Genomic DNA, 20029 nt, shown 5'->3' on the forward strand with positions numbered 1-20029 from the left:
GGGGGGGGGGGGGGGGGGGGGGGGGGGGGGGGGGCGGGGGGGGGCGCGGGCCCCCCCCCCCCGGGGGGGCCCGGGCCGGGGGGGGGGGGGGGGGCGCCCCCCGGGCCCCCCCGCCACTCCGTCGTTGTTCCTGGGCAGTTGTTCCTGGGCAGTTCCGCTAGAAGGCGAGCTTCTCGCCGATCGCCCGGATCGCGTCCAGGTCACCCGGCTTCGGCACCCAGGGGAGCGTGAGCGAGTCCTTGGTCTTGTCGGTGTAGCGCGGGATCACGTGGAAGTGCAGGTGGAACACCGTCTGCCACGCGGCCGGCCCGCAGTTGTTGAGTACGTTGACCCCGTCCGCCTGCAGCACCTCGACCGCCCGCTTCGCGACCGCCTGGGCGGTCTTCGCGGTGGCGGCGTAGACCGCCGGGTCGGCCTCGAGGACGTCCTTGGTGTGCGTCTTCGGCACCACCACCGTGTGCCCTTCGGCCGCCGGGGCGATGTCGGTGAAGGCGTACGTCTCCTCGTCCTCGTAGACCTTCGTCGAGGGGATGTTGCCCGCGACGATGTTGCAGAACAGGCAGTCGGGATCGCTCATGCCTGGCAGGTTACAGCCCGGCGGCGACCTCGGTGCCCTGCCTGATCGCGCGCTTGGCGTCGAGCTCGGCGGCGACGTCGGCGCCACCGATCAGGTGCCAGTGCTCGCGCTCGGTCCACAGGTCTCGGACCGACTCCTGGCCCGCGCAGAGGATCACGTGGTCGACGTCGAGCGTGCGGGGCTCGCCGTCGACGGCGTAGTGGAGGGTGAGGGAGTCGTCGCCGGCCTCGATCTTGTCGTACGTCGCGCCCCGGACCTGCTTGACGCCGTCCTGCTTCAGGTGGGCGCGGTGGGCCCAGCCGGAGGTCTTGCCGAGGCCGATGCCGATCGGCGTGGCCTTCCGCTGCAGCAGGGTCACCTGGCGAGCCGGTGCCTCCAGGACCGGCCTGGTCAGACCGCCGCGGAAGGTCGCCGGGTCACCGACGCCCCATCGGGCCTTCCACTCCTCGAGGGTCTCGGGCTGGTGGGTCAGCCAGGCGGACACGTCGACGCCGATGCCGCCGGCGCCGATCACCGCGACGCGACGGCCGGGGACGACCCGACCGGCGAGCACATCGGCGTACGTCACGACCCGCTCGTCCTCGGAGCCGGCGATCTGCGGGAGCCGCGGCGTGACACCGGTGGAGACGATGACGTGGTCGAAGGGCTCCAGGTCGGCGGTGGTGGCCTCGGTGTCGAGACGTACCTCGACGCCCAGCACCTCGAGACGGCGGGTGAAGTAGCGCAGCGTGTCCTTGAAGTCCTCCTTGCCGGGCACCGCCATCGCGAGGCGGAACTGGCCTCCGAGCTGCGAAGACTTCTCGAACAGGGTCACCGCGAAGCCGCGCTCGGCGGCCGAGGTGGCGGCGGCGAGGCCGGCCGGTCCGGCGCCGACGACTGCCACCTTCTGCTTGAGCTTGGTCGGCCTGAGCACCAGGGTGGTCTCGCGCGCGGCGCGCGGGTTGACCAGGCAGGAGGCGGCCTTGTTGGCGAAGGCGTGGTCCAGGCAGGCCTGGTTGCAGGCGATGCAGGTGTTGATCTCGTCGGTGCGGCCCTCGGCGGTCTTCTTGGCGAACTCCGGGTCGGCCAGCAGCGGCCGGGCCATCGAGACCAGGTCGGACTTGCCGGTCGCGATCGCCTCGTCGGCGAGCTCGGGAGTGTTGATCCGGTTGGAGGCGCAGACCGGGACCGACACCTCGGCCTTGAGGCGGGCGGTCATGTCCAGCCACGCACCACGCGGGACCTGGGTGATGATGGTGGGCACCCGCGCCTCGTGCCAGCCGATGCCGGTGTTGAAGACCGAGACGCCGGCGTCCTGGAGCGCGTACGCGAGCTCGATCGTCTCCTCCCAGGTCTGGCCGTCCTCGACCAGGTCGAGGATCGAGAGCCGGAAGATGATCGGGAAGTCGTCGCCGACCAGCTCGCGCGAGCGACGCACGATCTCCACCGGGAACCGCATACGGTTGGTCGCGGTGCCGCCCCAGCGGTCCTCACGCTGGTTGGTCCGCTCGGCGAGGAACTGGTTGATCAGGTAGCCCTCCGAGCCCATGATCTCGACCGCGTCGTAGCCGGCCTTCTTCGCCAGCGAGACGCTCTTGGCGAAGTCGTTCACGGTCGCGTCGACGGCCTTGTCGGAGAGGGCCGCGGGCTTGAACGGGTTGATCGGTGCCTGGACCGCCGAGGCGCTGACCGAGAACGGCGTGTAGGCGTAGCGACCCGAGTGCAGCACCTGCATCGCGATCGCGCCGCCCTCCTCGTGCACCGCGCCGGTGACCCGGCGGTGCTGGGCGGCGTGCAGCCGGGAGCTCATCTCGCTCGCGAACGGCTTGAGCCAGCCGCGCTTGTTGGGCGCGTAGCCGCCGGTGATGATCAGCCCGGTGCCTCCGCGCGCCCGCTCGGCGAAGTAGGCGGCCAGCTTCGGGATGTCCCACGCGTGGTCCTCGAGGCCGGTGTGCATCGACCCCATCACCACCCGGTTGCGCAGCGTGAGCGACCCGATGGTGATCGGTGAGAGCAGGGATTCGTACGCCATGGACGTATGCTACTCATGAGTAATAAGAAGTGGCCAGTGTCCGGTCCCTGGTCGCCGCCGGGGGCCGCGCTCGAGTCGCGGCCTGCGGGTCAGGCGATGATCTCGGGCTTTTACTAGACGATGACGCTTTGTGAATCCTTCACAAAGCGTCATCGTCTAGTAAAAGGAAGGCGAGCCGACTTCTGGTGGGCGGCATTCACGCACTTTCCACAGGGTTATCCACAGGCTGCGAGTTTGTGGTCGAGGAGCCGTGAGACTCTGCCTACCGTCCGTGACCCATGGGGATCACGACGCGCGAGGCGATACGCCGCATCTGCGAGCTGCACATGATCGGGAAGGTCGAGGCGAACCGAGTTCTGACCGCAGGCCTCGCCGGCCCGGGGCAGAAGGTGGGGAGTGCGATCGTCTATGACGAACGGAGGTTGGCCGATCTGCTGGCCCGCCCGCGTTGCCCGGACCAGACGTTGGATGCGGTCCGGCCGGTGATCGTCAGGCTCGGCCGCCAGCGCAAGCTGAACATCTACCAGACCTGGGTGGAGCAGGCCGAGGTCGTCAGACGGAACTGGTACGTGCCGCCCCTCCTCGGCCTGATGCTGGACCGCTGGGGCTGCCTGGACGGCCGTCGCTTCCCGCTGGTCGCGACGATCGCCAGCTGGGTGGTGTTCGGTGCGGAGGTCACCGGCCACACCTACGACAGAGGTGCGCCGCCGGCTGCGAACCGCAGCACTCCGCCTCGTACGTTTCACGTCGAACCAGCCGGCGACTGGTTCGCGCCGATCGAGGAGACCTGGCTGCCGCTCGAGCACGGACCGACGGTGACGGTCTGGGGTGCGCCGGTCAACGGGCCGTTGCGCGAGGTCGACTGGCTCAGTGTCGATGCCGAGAAGCAGAAGGAGCGGGTCGAGTACGAGATGTGGCTGCGGTCCGCGCCCGCGCTCCGCGACGTCGCGCAGGTCGGCCTGACCAGCGCCGACGCCATTCTCCGTGCCTGGAACGAGACCGCCCCTCCTCGCCCGGAGACCGGGCGAGGAGGGGCAGCCACGGTGGTCGATCCTGTCGAGACCACCGAGAAGAATCAGGCAGAGGGTGCCGGGAAGGTCGGGTACTCGACACCGGAGATCGACTGCACGGTGCGGACGACCTGGCAGGAGTAGCCGAACTCGTTGTCGTACCAGACGTAGAGGATGGCGGAGTCGCCGTCGACGATGGTCGCGTTGCCGTCGACGATCGACGCGGCGCGGGAGCCGATGAAGTCGGAGGAGACGGCGTCGCGGGCGGTGGTGAAGTCCACCTGGCGACGCAGCTCGCCGGTGAGCGAGGCCTCGCGCAGGTAGTCGACGACCTCTTCCTTCGAGGTCTCGCTCTTGAGCGAGAGCGACAGGATCGCGATCGAGACATCCGGGGTGGGGATGCGGATCGAGTTGCCGGTGATCTTCGCCTTCAGGTCCGGGAGCGCCTTGGCGACGGCGGAGGCGGCACCGGTCTCGGTGAGCACCAGGTTGAGCGGTGCGGAGCGGCCGCGACGGTCGGCCTTGTGGTAGTTGTCCAACAGGTTCTGGTCGTTGGTGAACGAGTGCACCGTCTCGACGTGGCCGCGGACGATGCCGAAGCGGTCCTCCATCAGCTTCAGCGGCGGCACGATCGCGTTGGTCGTGCAGGAGGCGCAGGAGATCACGGACTCGTCGCCGGTGAGGGTCTGGTGGTTGACGCCGTGGACGATGTTGGGGACGTCGCCCTTGCCCGGCGCGGTCAGCAGGACCTTCTTGACGCCCGGACGCAGGTGCTGCGAGAGGCCCTCGCGGTCACGCCACTTGCCGGTGTTGTCGATGAGGATGGCGTCCTTGATGCCGTACGCCGTGTAGTCGACCGTCGTCGGGTCGTTGGAGTAGATGAACTGGATCGGGTTGCCGTTGGCGATGATCACGCCGTTCTTCTCGTCCACCGTGATGGTGCCGGCGAACTGGCCGTGGATCGAGTCGCGGCGCAGCAGCGAGGCGCGCTTGATGAGGTCGTCCTCGCCGCCCTTGCGGACGACGACTGCCTTCAGTCGCAGACCGTGGCGCGAGCCGGCCTTCTCGACGAGGAGCCGGGCCACGAGCCGGCCGATCCGGCCGAAGCCGTAGAGCACGACGTCCTGGCCGCCATTGCGCTCGAGCTTGTTGTCGCCCGTTGCGCCGGACAGCTTCTCGGCGACGAAGTCGTCGACGGAGAGACCGCGCTGGTCCTCGGCGTACTGAACCGCGAGTAGGCCCAGGTCGATCTTCGAGGGGCCGATGTCGAGCTTGGCGACTGCCTGGAGCAGCGGGAACGTCTCGGTGACCGAGAGCTCCTCGCCCTCGATCTGGCGCGCGAAGCGGTGCGCCTTGAGGATCGAGATGTCGGACTTGCTCACCAGCGACCGGCTGTGAACCAGGATGGTGACATCCTTCTCGCGGTAGAGCTTGCCGATGATCGGGATCATCGTCTCCGCGAGCTCCTCGCGGTGCTGCCAGTCGTTGAAGGTCTCGTCGGTGTCGCTCACAGCTCAACTTTCGGTTGCTCGGGAAGGCTTGGCGTACGGCAGGTGGGCGCACCCCGCCAGGCTCGATTATCGGCATCGCCGGAGCCCCGGCCACCTTGATCGATCCAACCCCGGAACCGGTGTGACGGGGGTCTCCTCGCGCCTTCGCGAGAGGCCTCTGCACGAACTCCAACCGGTTCTGAGCGCTACTCCTGCGGTGCCGAAGTCGGCGTCGGCGTCGGCTCCGCGGTCGGCTCGACCGTCGCGGTCTCGGTCGGCTCGGCGGTCGGCGTCTCGGTGGCCGGGTCGGTGGCCGGGGCGCTGGGAGCCGTCGCGCTCGCATCCGGCGACTCCGTAGGAGTCGCGTCGCCGGTGGACGTACCGCTGCTGGGGGCGATCTCGCCGTCGCCCTCCGCGCCCTCGTCGCCTGGTTCCTCGCTCAGCCCGGGATCCGTCCCGGTGTCGACCGAGCCGCCGACCGGCGTGGTCGGCGCCGTGCTGCTCTCGCCGGTGGTCGGCTCGGCGGACGGAGTCACCTCGCCGACCTTGGGGGTGTCTTCCTGGCCGGGCAGGAGGCCGGGGTTGGCGGCGACGGCCACGCCGGCCGAGACCAGGACCACGGCCGCCGCCGCCAGGACCGCGACCTTCCAGCGTCGGCCGGACGGCGGGGCGGGCTCAGCGAACGTGGGTGCCATCGTCGGCAGGTCGGCAGTGTTGGAGGAGGCCGTGGCGGGGTGCGGAGGGCGAGCGATCCCGCCCGTGACGGCGGCCGCCGACAGCGTGCCGACGCTGGTCGCCTCCTCCGAGGTGACCGGGGCCGGCAGCAGGGTCCAGTCGCCGTTGGTGGCCAGGATGTCCGCGGCGGAGGGGCGTCCGGTCGGGTCCTCGGCCAGGCACGCGGCGACCAGCGGGCGCAGGTAGACCGGGCACAGGCTCAGGTTGGGCGACTCGCCCGTGAGGAGATGTCCCATCGAGCCGATCTCGCCGCTGAACGGCCAGCGGCCGGTGGCGGCGACGAAGGCGACCAGGCCCAGCGCCCAGATGTCGACGGCGCTGGAGAAGGTGCCGGTCTGGACCTGCTCGGGCGCCTGGTAGCCGTAGGTGCCGACCGCCTTGCCGGTCTGGGTCAGCGAGGTGCCGTCGACGGAGCGGGCGATGCCCATGTCGATCACGCACGGGTCGGTGTCGCCGTAGAGGATGTTGCCCGGCTTGATGTCGCGGTGGACCAGCCCGGCAGAGTGCACCGCGGCGAGGGCCTCGGCGACGCCGGCGACCAGTTGACGTACGTCGATCTCGGACAGGCGCTGGCCGGAACCGATCACCTTGTTGAGGGGCGGGTCGGCGACGTACTCGCTCGCCATCCAGGGCTGCTCGGCGCTGGGGTCGGCGTCGAGGACCCTCGCGGTGAAGCGGCTCTCGACCCTCTTGGCGGCCTCGATCTCCCGCTCGAACCGGGCGCGGAACCCCGGGTCGGAGGTGAGCTCGGGAAGGATCGCCTTGACCGCCGCCTTCATGCCCGCGGCGTCCTCACCCAGATAGACCACGCCCATGCCGCCGTGGCCGATGCGGCCGATGAGGGCGTACGGACCCATCTCGCGCGGATCGTTCGCGGTCAGCGGGCTCGACTGGACCGACTGGGGGGACGTGGGGATTTCCCGAGACAACTTCTCTGCTCCTGTGCACCGGCGAGTGTGCCTCGGAGCGTATCGGACTTGACTCTGAGATCCGGGCACGCCGCGTGGGCGGTTGGAATTCTGGGAGCATGACGGTCATGACTGAGTCGACGGAACCATCCACAGTGACATTGGGCCAGGGCACCGGACCCCTCCGCGGGGTCAAGGTCGTCGAGCTGGCGGGGATCGGGCCGGGGCCGCACGCATGCACGCTCCTCGCGGACATGGGTGCGGACGTGATCCGGGTCGACCGGCCGGGCGGCAACGTGCTCGGCGGGGGTGCCGGTGACCTGCTCACCCGCGGTCGCCCGAGCATCGCGCTGGACCTCAAGAACCCGGACGCCGTCGAGACCGTCCTGCGTCTGGTGGAGACCGCCGACGTGCTCATCGAGGGGCTGCGGCCCGGCGTCACCGACCGTCTCGGCCTGGGTCCCGACGCCTGTCTGGAGCGCAACCCACGCCTGGTGTACGGCCGGATGACCGGCTGGGGTCAGGAGGGCCCGCTGGCCCAGTCCGCCGGTCACGACCTCACCTACATCGCCACGACCGGCGTGCTCAACGGGCTCGGCCAGGACCGCGCCCGTCCGCACTTCCCGCTCAACCTGCTCGGTGACTTCGGCGGCGGATCGACCTACCTGGTGATGGGCATCCTCGCCGCGCTGGTCGAGGCCAAGACGACGGGCCAGGGGCAGGTCGTCGACGCCGCGATCGTGGATGGCACCGCCCACCTCGCCACGATGATCTCCGGCATGCTCGCCTCCGGCACCTGGCACGAGCAGCGCCAGAGCAACCTGCTCGACGGCGCGATGCCGTTCTACGCGCTCTACGACACCTCCGACGGCCGGCAGGTCGCGGTCGGTGCTCTGGAGAGCAAGTTCTTCGCCGAGATGGTCACCCGGCTCGGGCTCGACGGGGTCTGCCCGGGGCAGTACGAGATGGAGCGCTACGACGAGATGCGCTCCCTCTTCGAGAAGACCTTCGCGTCGAAGACGATGGCCGAGTGGGCCGAGCTCTTCGAGGGCACCGACGCCTGCGTCGCCCCCGTCCTCACCCCCTCCGAGGCCGCCACGCATCCGCACCTGCAGGCTCGACAGACGTACGTCACCCACCACGGTGTCACCCAGCCCGCCCCCGCTCCGCGGTTCAGCCGGACCACCTCCACCTTGGGTGCCGGACCGGCCGCCAGCGCCGGCCAGCACACCCGCGAGGCCCTCGCCGCCTGGGGTGTCGACGACGCGGACGCGCTGATCGAGAAGGGCGCCGCGTTCCAGGACTGAGCAACAAAGAGGTTGTGAAGCTGAGCGTGACCTATAGGCCACGCTCAGCTTCACAACCTGGTCAGGCTTGGCTGCCCGGTGATGACGTCTGGGTGAGACCCGTTGGTAGATCGAGGTGGCTCTCGCCGACGCCCAGGCGGCGAGAACCTGGGCACATCCGGATGCACGGAAGAAGCCCCTGGAGCCGCTAGCCCGTGCCTGTTAGTTTGCCTGACGGTGGGTCATCAGATCCTGCCGATGAGGCCTTACCGAGGTCTCATGCCGATCGGGCGGCCCGGAGAAATCGCGGTGTTTGCAGGTTCGAGCAAGACGACGCGCAAGTCGCGAGTGGTCCTGGCGTTCGTTGCGCTGTTCATGGTCTCGTTCGCGACATCCACGGCCATCACGACGCTTTTCAGTGCAGGTGAGGTCTCGGGACTGCTGTTAACCGCCTTCATTGTGGTGGTCGCGGCCACGTTTGTCGGCTGGTTGACTTTGACGGCGTTCCTGTACGCCGTGTCCTTCCGGATGCGCAGGCCAGTTCCGTTGGCAGGCGTGTCGCTAACGGCCGCTGTTGCTGGAGGCGGGGTCGGCCTCCTCGCGCTGATCGCCAGTGTGGCGAGTGGGCACACCTTCGCCAGCCCGATTCTTGCGCTTCAACTCGTCTGGAGTTTCGCGCTCGGTGCCCTCGGACTCATGGCATTGGCGGGCAGCAGATGAGGAACCGGCGACGGGGCTATCGAGGCTGGAACCTGGTGGACGTCGAGAGCGACATGCTTGCGCTCCTCGACGAATGGACTGGATTCGACGGCCACAACTGGCCGAATGCTGTTTTTCCGCGCTGACTGAGATCCCGGCCGTTGTCGCAGAAACGGCGCGGCGTACGACCCGAAGGTCATACGCCGCGCCGTTCTATGTGACGTGGGTTTGCTCAGTCCTTGTGGACCAGAGCGGCAGCGCGGCGGCGCAGGACCACGACGAGCGCGGTGCCGGCAGCGGCAGCGCCGGCGAGCATGGCGAGCAGCGGCCACATCGCGGGCACGGGGGAGTCGCTGTCACCGGCGAGACCGGCGTCGATGTTGGTCGGGACGTCGGACTCGGTCACCGGCGCCTCGGAGGACTCCTCCGCAGCGGGCTCGGTCTCGTCGGAGACCGGGGTGGCCTCGGTGGGCTCGTCCGTCGGCTCCTCGGCGGCGGCGGGCTCCGTGGGCTCCTCCGAGGGGGAGGGCGAGGTGGACGGCTCCTCCTCGACCGCGCAGTCCTGGAACCAGAAGACCTTGGTCTTGGTGTCGTTGCCGATGCTGCCCGGGGTGTGGATGGTGACCTTCGCGTGGAAGCCCTGCTTGGGGTGGGCGAGACCGGTCGCGGACAGCGTGTAGGTCTCGCGACCGTCGAGGCCGTCGTCGGTGCCGGCACCGCTGGCGGCGTCACCGCCAACGAAGACCTTGTCCGGGCCGTCGACGGTGAGCTCGCCGCCGTCGGTCGGCGCGTGCAGCTCGAAGCTGATCTCGGAGACGATGTCCTCGCCCTCGTCGAAGCCGTACCACTCGATGTCGAGGGTGCAGCCGACGTGTGGCTGGTTCTGCGGCACCTCGTCGATGTCGCCGTGCTGGATCACCTTGACGGTGCCGTTGTTGCCGGCCGGGTCACCGTGGTCGCCGGTGGCGAACGCGGGGGTTGCGGCGAGCCCGGCAAGGGCGACGCCGGCGACGATCGCGCCGGGACGTACGAAACTCAACACTCGAAAACCTTTCGAAGACCGTGTGACCGCGCTTTGCGGTCCGCGCGCAGCCTCAGCCATCGAAAGCGACGGGTGTGGGTGACCTCGACGTCGCTGTGGATGCTCACTGCCCCCACAGCTGCAGACCGCAGAGTAGTGATCCTGTGCGCGGCTGTGGAAGGGGGGTGCGAGTTGTTTTGCCCGGGTGCTTCCTCGCCCGCGAATTCCGGGCTGCTTGCAAAAGTTTGCGAGACAGGGTGTCGCAAACACGTACTCCCGGGTAACGTAGCCCGCATGCATGTCGACGTACTGATCATCGGGGCCGGCGTCTCCGGCATCGGAGCGGCCGCACAGCTCCGCGAGCGACTGCCCGGCAAGACGCTCGCGATCCTCGAGCAGCGTGAGGGCAGCGGCGGCACCTGGGACCTCTTCCGCTACCCGGGCATCCGATCCGACTCCGACATGTTCACCTTCGCCTTCAGGTGGCGGCCGTGGGAGAGCGCGCAGGCCCTCGCCGACGGTCACCAGATCCGTGACTACCTGCGCCACACGGCGAAGGACTACGGCGTCGACAAGCTGATCCACTACGGCCACAAGGTCACCGGTGCCGCGTGGAGCAGCGAGGACAAGCAGTGGACGGTCTCTGTCGACACGCCTGATGGCCCGCAGACGATCACCACCGACTTCCTGTGGAACTGCTCGGGCTACTACGACTACGCCAACGGCTACCAGCCGGAGTTCGCCGGTCTCGACGAGTACGAGGGCACGTTCGTCCACCCGCAGCACTGGCCCGAGGACCTCGACTACGCGGGCAAGAAGGTCGTCATCATCGGCTCCGGCGCGACCGCCGTCACCCTCCTGCCCAACCTCGCGGGCGAGGGCAGCGACCGGGCCGAGAAGGTGACGATGCTGCAGCGCACCCCGACCTACATCCTCTCCCGCCCGGGCCAGGACGCGATCGCCTCGCTGCTGAAGACGGCGCCGTTCAAGCTGCTCGGCAAGCTCCCCTTCAAGCGCGTGCGCGAGAAGATCGGCCACGAGACCGTTCGCTGGGAGAACATCGCCCTCACCGTCGGCACCTACCAGATCGCCCGCCGGGCGCCCGGGGTCGTCAAGAAGGTGATCCGCGACCAGTGGATCAACGGCCTCACCGCCCGCGGCGGCCGTCCCGGCATGACCAAGGACGAGGCGATCGCGTACGTCGACAAGCACTTCAACCCGCCCTACAACCCGTGGGACCAGCGGATCTGCTTCGTCCCCGACGGCGACATGATGAAGTCGATCCGCGAGGGGTACGCCGCGGTGGTGACCGACCGGATCAAGACCTTCGTGCCGAAGGGCATCGAGCTCGAGTCGGGCGAGACCCTCGAGGCCGACATCGTCATCTCCGCCACCGGGCTCAACCTCCGGCTCTTCGGCGGGCTCGACTACGCCGTCGACGGCGAGCCGGTCAGCCTTCCCGAGCAGATGGCCTACAAGGGGCTGATGATCACCGGGATGCCCAACTTCGCCTACACGATCGGCTACACCAACGCCTCTTGGACGCTCAAGGCCGACCTGGTCACCGACTACGTGATCCGGCTGCTCGACTTCATGGGCGAGAACGGCTACGACGTCGCCGCGGTCACCCGCGACCCGAGCGTCGAGGAGCGGCCGTTCATGGACCTGGCCTCCGGCTACATCCAGCGCTCGCTGGACCTCATGCCGAAGGCCGGCGACCGGGCGCCGTGGGCCGCGAAGCAGAACTATCTCGTGGACATGAAGGCCCTCGGGTCGCCGGTCGCCGACGGCGTGATCCGGTTCGCCTGAGCCCCACCTCGGCAGCCGCTGCGGCGCCGGGTCTGTGATTACTGTGACAGGCGTTCCGGACCCGGCGTGAAGTACGTGGGACTACGATGGTCCCACCATGGATGGCAGGGCAGTTCGCTGGAAGCGTCACAACGATGACCGACGAAAGCGCATCGTCGATGCCGCTATCGGTCTGATCGAGACCGAAGGCGTCAACGTCAGCCTGCAGGCGATCGGCCAGGCCGCGGGGCTCTCCCGCTCGGTGGTCTACCGGCACTTCGCCGACCGGCGGGAGCTCGACCTCGCCATCCAGGCCGACATCCTCGACGGTCTGTGGGCCAAGCTCTTCCCGGCGATGGAGCTGACCGGATCGATCCGGCAGATCATCTCCCGCACCGTCGGGGCGTACGTCAACTGGGCGCTCGAGCACCCGCTCCTGCATCAGGTGGCCGACGTCGACACCGCGCCGAACGGAACGGGGCCCCTTCAGCAGGGCCTCGACCGGATCGCCGAGCGGATCAAGGAGCTGATCCTGGCCGCGTTCGAGCTGACCGGCGTGGAGGTCTCCGAGGTCGACAAGAAGGCCGTCGATCCGCTGATCTACGGCCTGATCGGGATGGTCTTCGGTGCCGTACGCCGCTGGGTCCACCTCGGCGAGGGCATCCCCGACGCCGAGCATCTGACCTCGGTCGTCACCGAGGCGATCCTGGCCATGATCGACACCCGCACGACGGCGTACGGGCTCTCGATCGACCACGACCAGCCGCTCGAGGAGCTCCTCGGCTGATCCCCCTCAGCCGGGCAGCGTCAGGTCCGCCGGCACCACGCGAGCCAGCGCGGCTCGGCAGGCGATGATGCCCGGGGAGTCGGCGATGGCCGTGCGGGTCGCGGTGAAGACCGTACGCCGTGGCGACCCCGGCAGCTCGATGAGCCGCACGGCGGTGCGGTGGCGCACGCGCATCAGGTCGGAGAGCAGCGCGACGGCGCTGCCGGACTCCACGAGTGCGACGTGGGCCTCGACGTCGTCGGTCTCGTAGCGGACCTCGGGCTCGAAGCCTGCCCGGCGGCACTGCTCCTCGATCCAGTGACGGGACGCGGTGCCGGGTGGCTCCATCGCCCACGGGACACATCCGGCGTCGGCGAGGGAGGTGATGTTGTCCCAGATCGCTCCAGAACCGCGGGGCGGGAGGGCGAGCCGGAGCCGGTCGGTGGTGAGCGGCTGCCGGTCCAGGCCGTCGAAGTGCGGGGCCCCGTGGTCGGGGTAGTGCTCGGCGACGACCAGGTCGAGCTCGCGCAGGGCGAGGTCGTTGAGCGCCTGCTCGGGGGCGCGCTGGGACAGCATCACCCGGAGCCGCGGGTGCCGCCGGGTCAGGTCGGCGAGCGCCTGCGGCATGTAGGCGAGGGCCACCGACTGGAAGACGGCGACCCGGACCGTGCCGGCGGTCGCGTCACCAAGAGCGGTGACCGCGGCCTCGGCTGCCTCGAGCCGGGCCAGGATCTCGGTGGTGTGCTCGACGAGCACCTCCGCCGCGGCGGTGAGCTGGACCCGTCGTCCCGCCTTGGTGAGGAGGGGGACGCCGACCTCCTTCTCGAGCAGGCCGAGCTGCTGGGAGACCGACGACGGGCTCTGGTGGAGGGCCTCGGCGACCTCGGCAAGGGTGCCGCGCGCGGCGAGCTCGGCGAGGAGGCGGAGGCGGCGGACGTCGAGCATCGGAACCCTTCAGTTTGTCTTATGAATAATCCCCAGGAAACATCGCTTTATCTTACGTGACTCTGGTCGCATACTCGGCACTATGACCACCAATGACGCGCTCATCTCCGAGGTCGACCACCTCGTTCGTGGCTGGCTGGAGAAGGCTTCGACCAAGCCGACCGCTGCGGCCGCCCAGCGCCTCGCCGACGTACTCAAGGACCCTGCCGGGCTCGACTTCACCGTCGGCTTCGTCGACCGGGTGATCCGGCCCGAGGACGTACGCGTGGCCGCGGCGAGCCTGCGCGAGCTGGCCGGCAGCGTGCCTTCGTTCCTGCCCTGGCACCTGAAGCTGGGCGTGAAGCTCGGCGCGCTGATGTCGGTGGTCGCGCCGTGGTTCGTCATCCCGGTGGCGCGCCGTGCGCTGCGGCAGATGGTGGGTCACCTGCTGATCGACGCCTCCGACGCGCGGCTCGGTCAGCAGATCTCGCGGATCCGCGAGCGCGGCGTGAACCTGAACATCAACCTCCTCGGCGAGGCCGTCCTGGGGCAGAAGGAGGCCGACCGCCGTCTGGCCGGGATCCGCAAGCTCCTGGCGCGCGACGACGTCGACTACGTCTCGGTGAAGGTCTCCTCGCCGGTCGCGCCGCACGCGGTCTGGGCGTACGACGAGGCGGTCAGCCACGTGGTCGAGCGGCTCCTCCCGCTCTACACCTACGCGGCGAAGTCCTCGGCCGCCGGGACGAAGAAGTTCATCAACCTGGACATGGAGGAGTACCGCGACCTCGACATGACCATCGACGTCTTCACGCGGCTCCTCGACCGGCCCGAGCTGGCCGACCTGGAGGCGGGCATCGTCCTGCAGGCCTACCTGCCCGACGCGATGGCGGCGATGATGCGGCTCCAGGAGTGGTCGGCTGCTCGTCGCGCACGAGGGGGCGCGGCGATCAAGGTGCGCCTGGTCAAGGGCGCCAACCTGCCGATGGAGCACGTCGAGGCGTCGCTGCACGGCTGGCCGGTCGCCACCTGGTCGACCAAGCAGGACTCCGACACCAACTACAAGCGGGTGCTGTCCTGGGCGCTGACGCCCGAGCGGATGGGCAACGTGCGCGTCGGCGTCGCCGGCCACAACCTGTTCGACGTGGCGTACGCCTGGATCCTGGCTGGTCAGCGCGGGGTTCGTGACTCGGTCGAGTTCGAGATGCTGCTGGGGATGGCCGAGGGCCAGGCCGAGGCGGTCCGCGAGACCGTGGGTGGCCTGCTGCTCTATGTGCCGGTCGTGCACCCGAAGGACTTCGACGTCGCGATCGCCTATCTCGTGCGTCGTCTCGAGGAGGGCGCCAGCACCGAGAACTTCATGTCGGCCGTCTTCGACCTCAACTCCTCCGAGGCCCTCTACAAGCGTGAGAAGGAGCGGTTCGTACGCTCCCTCGCCGCTGTCGACGAGTCCGTTCCGCCGCCGAACCGGCCCCAGGACCGACGCGAGTCGGTCGATGTCGCGCCGGTGGCCGGGGTGTTCGAGAACACCCCCGACACCGACCCGCACCTGCCGGGCAACCGGGAGTGGGGCAAGGCGATCATCGCCCGGGTGGGCTCCTCGACGCTGGGTGACCAGCTCGTCGCCGACCACACGCTGAGCTCGGTGGAGGCCGTGGAGTCGGTGCTCGAGGGTGCCGTCGGCGCCCAGGCCGACTGGGGCCGCAAGACCGGTGCCGAGCGGGCCGCCGTGCTCCGGGCCGCCGCGGTCGAGGTCGAGCGGCGCCGGGCCGAGTGGCTCGAGGTCGCCGCCTCCGAGTGCGGCAAGACCCTCGACCAGGGTGACCCCGAGGTCTCCGAGGCGATCGACTTCCTCAACTACTACGCGGGTCTGGCCGAGGAGCTCGACACGGTCGACGGCGCGCGTGCGGTGCCGGTGCGGCTGACGCTCGTCACCCCGCCGTGGAACTTCCCGCTCGCCATCCCGACCGGTGGTGTCGCGGCCGCGCTCGCTGCCGGGTCGGCCGTCGTGATCAAGCCGGCCCCGCAGGCGAAGCGCTGCGGTTCGGTGCTGGTCGAGACGCTCTGGGCCGCCGGGGTGCCGAAGGAGGTGCTGCGGCTGGTGCACGTGCCGGAGAACGAGGTCGGTCGTGCGCTGGTCGCCTCGTCGCTGGTCGGCCGCCTGGTGCTGACCGGTGCGTTCGACACGGCCGAGCTCTTCCGCTCGTTCCGCCCGGACCTGCCGCTGCTGGCCGAGACCTCGGGCAAGAACTCGCTGGTGGTCACCCCGGACGCCGACCTCGACCTGGCCGTCAAGGACCTCGTCTACTCCGCTTTCGGTCACGCCGGACAGAAGTGCTCGGCGGCGTCGCTGGGGATCCTGGTCGGCTCGGTCGCGACCTCCCGGCGCTTCCGCGACCAGCTGATCGACGCGGTGACCTCGCTTCGCGTGGGATATCCGACCGACCCGACGGTGCAGGTGGGTCCGGTCATCGAGCCCGCCTCCGGCAAGCTGCTCAAGGCGCTGACGTCGCTCGCCCCGGGCGAGTCGTGGCTGGTCAAGCCGCGCCAGCTCGATGACACCGGGCGGCTCTGGTCGCCGGGTGTGAAGACCGGCGTCAAGCGTGGCTCCGAGTTCCACCTGACCGAGTACTTCGGTCCCGTCCTCGGTCTGATCTCGGCCGACTCGCTCGACGAGGCGATCGAGATCCAGAACCAGGTCGACTACGGCCTCACCGCGGGCATCCACAGCCTCGACCGGGCCGAGATCTCGCAGTGGCTCGACTCCGTCGAGGCCGGCAACGCCTACGTCAACCGCGGCATCACCGGCGCGATCGTGCGTCGCCAGCCGTTCGGTGGCTGGAAGAAGTCGGCGGTCGGCGCCGGGACGAAGGCCGGTGGGCCCAACTACCTGGTCGGCCTCAGCGACTGGGCCCCGGCTCCTGCCACCGAGCTCGCGACGCCGGCTCCTGCCGTACGGTCGCTCGTCGACTGGGCCGGTCGGCTCGGGGTCGACGGTATCGAGATGCTCCAGCGCGGCGCCGGCTCGGACGCGGTCGCCTGGGAGCGCGAGTTCGGTGCCGCTCGGGACGTCTCACGACTGACCGCGGAGGTCAACGTGCTGCGCTACTCGCCGGTGCCGGTCACCCTTCGCCACGAGGGCGGCCCGGTCGCTCACCTGCTGCGCGTCCTCGCTGGCGGTGTCGCCGCCGGTGCACCGGTCACGGTCTCGGTCGCCGAGGCGCTCGACGACGAGACCGCTTCCCTGGTGCGGGCGACCGGTGCGACGTACGTCGTCCAGGACGCGGCCGCCTGGGGCGCCACGCTGACCGGGCCGGAGGCGCCCGGCCGCGTACGCCTCCTGGGTGGGTCGCGCGAGACCTTCGCGGAGGCGAGCCAGGGCCGCGTTGACATCGCCCTCTACGCCCAGCCCGTCGTCGAGGCCGGCCGCGTCGAGCTGCTCACCTTCCTGCGCGAGCAGGCCGTCTCGATCACCGCCCACCGCTTCGGCTCCCCGACCCCGCTGGTGGAGAACCTCTTCTGAGGTCGAGTCGGCTCGTTCTGACACAAATCGGCGCCGAGTCGGCTCGTCATGACGAGCCGACTCGGCGTTGGTGTCGGTCAGGATGAGCAGGGTCGGCATGCGTCGAGGTTCTGCGCGCTCTCCTACAGTGGGGTCATGACCTCGATCGCGCGCACCGCCGCGCGCCTCCTGCTGGGTGTTGCGATGATCGGAGCCGGGGTGGCGCACCTGACCGTCCAGCGGCAGGAGTTCCAAGCGCAGGTGCCGAGCTGGTTCCCCATCGATGAGGACCTGACGGTGCTCGGTTCAGGCATCGTCGAGATCGGGCTCGGTGTCGCCTTCGTCGCGCTGCCGGGCAGGCAACGGCTGATCGGAGGACTGCTCGCCGCGTTCTTCGTGGTCATCTTCCCCGGCAACGTCGCGCAGTACGTCGAGGGCGTCGACGCGTTCGGTCTCGACACCGACAGCAAGCGGTTGATCCGGCTGTTCTTCCAGCCCTTGCTCGTCGTCTGGGCCTTGTTCGGCGGGGGTTGGCTCAGGCGTTCTCGAGACGACTGAATCGCCTCTTCTGACATTTACTGCCGAGTCGGCGCATCCGAGGGGTCAGATGCGCCGACTCGGCAGGCCTGCTGGTCAGTGTGCTGCTGAACGTGCCCCTGCCCACGTACGCAGGTAGGACTCGGGGCCGCGGACGATGTCGTCGATGACGTCCTGGCCGCCGGTGAGGCGGAGGTCCTCGATGTAGTCGGGGATCATCCCGTAGTGGGCGACGCCGTCGGTGTTGTAGTCCCAGATCCGCTGGCCGGTGACCTGACGGTCTACGACGGAGTCACCGAGGACGCTGTCGAACGGGTAGCTGACCCGCGTCTTCGCCGGCCCGGGCGTGCCGCCGAAGCCGTTCATGTCGAAGCCGAACCCGATGCCCGCGTCGTAGCGGTCGCGGACGGGTGCGGTGCGGGCGTACTCCGCCAGGAACTCGTCGGTGCTGTGGCCGTAGATCGTCGAGAACCCGCCGAGGGCGTAGAGCCGGTCGAGGTAGCGCTCGTCCATCCAGGAGTGGCTGGCCAGGACGCCGGGGTAGTCGGTCTCCTCGAGGATGTCGAGGGCGCGGCCGGCGGCCTTGGCGCTCATGTGGTCGACCTCGACCATCATGCCGCGCTTGATCAGCCCGCGCAGGGCGTATTCGCCGAGGGCGGAGAGGCCGTGTGGGTTGCACACCGTCCCCGACGGGTAGATCGGCGGCTGCGGCAGCCAGTCGAGCTCGGCGGGCCGGTCGACCAGACGCGGGTTGTTGTCGTGCGGCTGGTCGGCGCTGCAGGCCTTCGGGGTCCAGAACGTGCCGGTGGTGAGGAACTGCCCGGCGTTGATCAGCAGCCCGGTGGTGCCCTTGTCGTAGCGGACCCCGCACAGCGCGTTGTCGAACTTGTGGCACAGGAACATCGACGAGACCCCGAGCGACTTCAGCTCGTCGAGCCCGGCGTCGATGTTGGCGCGTGTGCACGAGGGCAGCCGCAGCTTCTGGGAGCAGCCGAACGGCTCGGAGGTCTCCATGCCGAGCACGACGGCGAGCTTGCCGTCCTCGATCACCTCGCGCGCCTGCGCGGCGTCGGTGACGATCCGGTACCACCCGCGCCCCTCGCCGCCGTACTGCGCGTCGATGAAGGCCTGGGTGTCGTACGCATCCCGGGCCTGCCTCCGCACCGCGGTCATCTCGTCGCAGGACTGGTTGGTGCCCGGGTTGATCGCGCACAGCGCCTTGTTGCTGGTCAGGTTCACGACCATGATCCGCTGGCCGGCCCGCCAGGAGCGCTCGACCCAGCGGTAGTACATCTGCTGATGGGTCAGCGAGTCGTAGGCCGGCCAGTCCTTGAACGAGGGCCAGCCGGCGGTGTCGTGGAACCCGAGCGGGCTGCCCGAACGGGTCAGGTTCTCCAGCAGCGCGGTCTCGCCGGCGATCCCGTGGGAGGGGCAGTCCTTGAGCGCGTCCGCGATCCCGGCCTCGGAGAAGACCTTCCCGCAGACGGCCGCCCCGCCGATCCCGTCCTGCATGAACATGTGGCTGTGGGCGTCGATCAGCCCCTGCACCGTGCCGTCCGGAGCGGTCCCGGTGAACGGCTCGCCGGTCACGTTGACCTCGGACTCGGGAGATGGGAGCCGGCGCTCCTCCTCGCCGTCAGCCGAGGCTGGTGGACCGACCATCGCGACCGTCACCGCGAGGGCGACCACAGCAAGTAGAGACGTACGTCGAATGCGCATGTGGCCTCCCGATGACCGCGGCGAATTTACGGGCGTGGGTATCGCAACCTAGCAGTTGCTTGGGTCCTGTGGGGCCTTATTCGCGCAGGTCATCCGCTCTGACAGACTGACGAGCATGACGATCGCGATCATCGGAGCAGGCAACATGGGCGGGGCCGTGCTGGCCGGACTCCTCGAGGCGGGCCACACCCCCGACTCCGTCATCGTCGTCGAGGCGCGTGAGGAGCAGGCCGCCGCGCTCCGCGAGAAGCACGGCATCCGTACGCTGCCCGCCACCGAGGCCGCGGCCGAGGCCGACGTGGTGGTGCTGGCGGTGAAGCCCTACGGGGTCGTGCCGGTGCTGCAGTCGATCGCGTCCGCGCTGCGCGAGGGGGGCACGGTGGTCTCGCTGGCCGCAGGCGTACCCACCTCCGCGATGGAGCCCGCGGTCCCGGACGGGGTCTCGGTCGTCCGGGTCATGCCGAACACGCCGGCCCTGGTCGGCGAGGGCATGTCGGTGGTGGCCGGTGGCGCCAAGGCGACCCCGGACGCGATCACGGCCGCTGCCGACCTGATGCGCGCGGTCGGCAAGGTCGTCACCCTCCCCGAGTCGCAGATCGACGCCGTCACCGCGATCAGCGGCTCCGGCCCGGCGTACGTCTTCCTGGTCGCCGAGGCCTGGATCGAGGGGGGCGTCCACCTGGGCCTGACCAGGGACGACGCCACCACGCTCGTCATCCAGACGCTCACCGGATCCGCGGCTCTGCTCGAGAGCGGCACCCACCCCGCGATCCTCCGCGAGCAGGTCACCTCGCCCGGCGGCACCACCGCCGCCGCGCTGGGCGCGTTCGAGCAGGGCGGCCTGCGGGCGGCCTTCCTCGAGGCCACCCGCGCCGCCTATGTACGCTCGAAGGAGCTCTCCTAGCCGCCGCTGGTCGAGCCGTTCCGCTGGTCGAGGTTTCCCGCTGGTCGGGCTGTCCCGCTGGTCGAGCCGCCGGAGCCGCTAGGCGGAGGCGTGTCGAGACCAACACGGTCCCATCGAGCGCGACCGGGGACCGTGTTGGTCTCGACACGCTCGGC

The 20029-nt window shown here is 69.6% G+C and carries 15 protein-coding genes; 8 read left to right on the top strand and 7 right to left on the bottom strand.

What is annotated here, in order from left to right; all coding sequences use genetic code 11:
• Positions 1 to 157: 157 nt before the first annotated feature.
• Together ACIRON_RS30540 and ACIRON_RS30545 are read right to left on the bottom strand one after the other, a co-directional pair.
• The gene (locus tag ACIRON_RS30540; protein WP_091043461.1) at positions 158 to 577 is read right to left on the bottom strand and encodes an HIT family protein; all 420 of its coding nucleotides are present in this window, start codon (positions 575 to 577) and stop codon (positions 158 to 160) included.
• 10 nt (positions 578 to 587) lie between these two features.
• Positions 588 to 2588 carry an NADPH-dependent 2,4-dienoyl-CoA reductase gene (locus ACIRON_RS30545; RefSeq protein WP_402999095.1) on the bottom strand — a complete coding sequence of 667 codons (2001 nt, stop codon included), beginning with the start codon at positions 2586 to 2588 and terminating at the stop codon, positions 588 to 590.
• A 278-nt stretch (positions 2589 to 2866) separates the two neighbouring features.
• Here ACIRON_RS30545 and ACIRON_RS30550 point away from each other — a divergent pair, with 278 nt between their 5' ends.
• Positions 2867 to 3742, top strand: coding sequence for a hypothetical protein (locus ACIRON_RS30550; protein ID WP_402999098.1), 876 nt, complete (start codon positions 2867 to 2869; stop codon positions 3740 to 3742).
• Here ACIRON_RS30550 and ACIRON_RS30555 read toward each other — a convergent pair.
• Positions 3664 to 5109 carry a glyceraldehyde-3-phosphate dehydrogenase gene (locus ACIRON_RS30555; protein ID WP_402999101.1) on the bottom strand — a complete coding sequence of 482 codons (1446 nt, stop codon included), beginning with the start codon at positions 5107 to 5109 and terminating at the stop codon, positions 3664 to 3666. The genes ACIRON_RS30550 and ACIRON_RS30555 overlap by 79 nt on opposite strands.
• A 185-nt stretch (positions 5110 to 5294) precedes the next feature.
• On the bottom strand, positions 5295 to 6680 hold the full coding sequence (locus ACIRON_RS30560) for a serine/threonine-protein kinase (RefSeq protein WP_402999104.1): 1386 nt from the start codon (positions 6678 to 6680) through the stop codon (positions 5295 to 5297).
• Between the two features lie 179 nt (positions 6681 to 6859).
• On the opposite strand from ACIRON_RS30560, the gene ACIRON_RS30565 reads away from it, so the two are divergent.
• Positions 6860 to 8038, top strand: a complete 1179-nt coding sequence (locus ACIRON_RS30565; protein ID WP_402999107.1) for a CaiB/BaiF CoA transferase family protein — start codon at positions 6860 to 6862, stop codon at positions 8036 to 8038.
• Between the two features lie 258 nt (positions 8039 to 8296).
• Entirely contained in the window at positions 8297 to 8737 is a 441-nt protein-coding gene (locus tag ACIRON_RS30570) for a hypothetical protein (RefSeq protein ID WP_402999110.1), read from the top strand.
• A 211-nt stretch (positions 8738 to 8948) separates the two neighbouring features.
• Here the strand turns inward: ACIRON_RS30570 and ACIRON_RS30575 are convergent, their stop codons facing one another.
• Entirely contained in the window at positions 8949 to 9755 is an 807-nt protein-coding gene (locus ACIRON_RS30575) for a hypothetical protein (protein ID WP_402999113.1), read from the bottom strand.
• A 276-nt stretch (positions 9756 to 10031) separates the two neighbouring features.
• Here ACIRON_RS30575 and ACIRON_RS30580 point away from each other — a divergent pair, with 276 nt between their 5' ends.
• Positions 10032 to 11546: a flavin-containing monooxygenase gene (locus tag ACIRON_RS30580; protein ID WP_402999116.1), complete on the top strand. Its 1515-nt coding sequence runs from the start codon at positions 10032 to 10034 to the stop codon at positions 11544 to 11546.
• A 97-nt stretch (positions 11547 to 11643) separates the two neighbouring features.
• On the top strand, positions 11644 to 12312 hold the full coding sequence (locus ACIRON_RS30585) for a TetR/AcrR family transcriptional regulator (protein WP_091043451.1): 669 nt from the start codon (positions 11644 to 11646) through the stop codon (positions 12310 to 12312).
• Positions 12313 to 12318: 6 nt separating this feature from the next.
• On the opposite strand, the gene ACIRON_RS30590 is transcribed toward ACIRON_RS30585, so the two are convergent.
• Positions 12319 to 13236, bottom strand: coding sequence for a LysR family transcriptional regulator (locus tag ACIRON_RS30590; RefSeq protein WP_402999119.1), 918 nt, complete (start codon positions 13234 to 13236; stop codon positions 12319 to 12321).
• An 82-nt stretch (positions 13237 to 13318) separates the two neighbouring features.
• Here ACIRON_RS30590 and ACIRON_RS30595 point away from each other — a divergent pair, with 82 nt between their 5' ends.
• On the top strand, positions 13319 to 16735 hold the full coding sequence (locus ACIRON_RS30595) for a bifunctional proline dehydrogenase/L-glutamate gamma-semialdehyde dehydrogenase (RefSeq protein ID WP_402999122.1): 3417 nt from the start codon (positions 13319 to 13321) through the stop codon (positions 16733 to 16735).
• 135 nt (positions 16736 to 16870) lie between these two features.
• Positions 16871 to 17272, top strand: a complete 402-nt coding sequence (locus ACIRON_RS30600) for a hypothetical protein (protein ID WP_402999125.1) — start codon at positions 16871 to 16873, stop codon at positions 17270 to 17272.
• A 75-nt stretch (positions 17273 to 17347) separates the two neighbouring features.
• On the opposite strand, the gene ACIRON_RS30605 is transcribed toward ACIRON_RS30600, so the two are convergent.
• Positions 17348 to 18970 (bottom strand): Coagulation factor 5/8 type domain-containing protein, encoded by a 1623-nt coding sequence (locus ACIRON_RS30605; protein WP_402999128.1) that lies wholly within the window; start codon positions 18968 to 18970, stop codon positions 17348 to 17350.
• 55 nt (positions 18971 to 19025) lie between these two features.
• Between ACIRON_RS30605 and proC the strand changes: the two genes are divergently transcribed.
• Entirely contained in the window at positions 19026 to 19874 is an 849-nt protein-coding gene (gene proC / locus ACIRON_RS30610; RefSeq protein ID WP_402999131.1) for a pyrroline-5-carboxylate reductase, read from the top strand.
• Positions 19875 to 20029 lie beyond the last annotated feature (155 nt).

Source organism: Nocardioides sp. NPDC101246 (assembly GCF_044767415.1).
GTDB lineage: Bacteria > Actinomycetota > Actinomycetes > Propionibacteriales > Nocardioidaceae > Nocardioides.